Annotated in this window: 2 protein-coding genes; both read right to left on the bottom strand. The window is 64.9% G+C overall.

Going from position 1 to position 632, the window contains the following annotated elements:
- Positions 1-223, bottom strand: a 223-nt coding sequence (locus AACY08_RS27935) for a hypothetical protein (protein ID WP_339472334.1), incomplete at its 3' end; no start/stop codon positions are given.
- 106 nt (positions 224-329) lie between these two features.
- On the bottom strand, positions 330-632 hold a 303-nt coding region (locus tag AACY08_RS27940; RefSeq protein WP_339472335.1), incomplete at its 5' end, for a phage capsid family protein.

The following is a 632-nucleotide window of genomic DNA, read 5'->3' on the forward strand; positions in this document are numbered from 1 at the left end:
CCCGGATGAACTCGTTCTGGCCGAGCGCACCGAACGCCTGCGCCGCGCCGATGCCGGGATCGTTGTAGTTGACCGTGATGCGGTAGTAGTTCGGATGGTAGCCATCCGGATCGTACCGCTTGCTCATGATGCGGGTCTGGGCGACCGACAGCGCGTAGGCGCCGCCGACCGCGAACATGGCGAGGAGCGCAGCGGCGAAGCTGCGCAGGATCTTGCTTTTCATGAAGGGCCTCCTTCGGCCGGAAAGATGTTGTCAGGGAAAAACGGATGCGGAGGACGGCGCACGCAATTGACGCGCGCGCCGTCCGTTCACGTCAGAGGCTCAGGCCCTAGTTGTCGGCGACCGCAGCGAGGAAGGCGGTATAGACGCCCCACTCCTTGAAGTTGCCGGCCGCATTCAGCTTGGCGATCTTGCCGATGCCGTAGGCCATCTTGATGCCCGCGCCGCGGAGGAACTGGTAGTCGTCCTCCTTCAGGAAGGTCGGCGTCGGCATCTTGCCCCAGCACCAGGCGAGCGCGCCCTGACCGCACAGGAACGCGGGCGCGATCTGGATGCCGCCCTGGCCTGCGGTCTGGTAGAACACCTGCAGGCGGAGCGACTGTTCCGGGATTTCCCGGATGATCACGCCGTT

It is taken from the genome of Pseudomonas sp. EL_65y_Pfl1_R83 (assembly GCF_963970695.1).
In the GTDB taxonomy this organism is placed as follows: domain Bacteria; phylum Pseudomonadota; class Gammaproteobacteria; order Pseudomonadales; family Pseudomonadaceae; genus Aquipseudomonas; species Aquipseudomonas tritici.